The organism is Halomonas sp. V046 (assembly GCF_052645355.1).
Genome location: NZ_JBQXYF010000087.1, coordinates 1 through 255, shown reverse-complemented (window position 1 = coordinate 255; position 255 = coordinate 1). Strand labels below are relative to the sequence as shown.

Here is a 255-nt window from a genome sequence, read left to right as displayed (position 1 = left end):
GTGACATCGTGACCGGTACCTGGGGCGTGGAAGGCGGTGCGGATGGCGCCTCGCCGCCGGTGATTCGTGTGCCGGGAGATGTCACGCCGTATGCCCCGGGAGATCCGATCGATACCGGTCACGGCATCCTGGTGGTCGACCCGGACGGTACCTGGACCTTTACCGCCGACCCCGGCGAAGGCGAGCCGCAGACGCCGACCCTCGACGTGACCCTGACGGTGACGGACGGCGACGGCGACGAGGCCGACACGACCA

General features: G+C 69.4%; 1 protein-coding gene. It reads left to right on the top strand.

The annotated features are described in order from the left end of the window. On the top strand, nt 1-255 hold a 255-nt coding region (locus tag ACUN9Y_RS22365), incomplete at both ends, for an Ig-like domain-containing protein (RefSeq protein ID WP_445462935.1).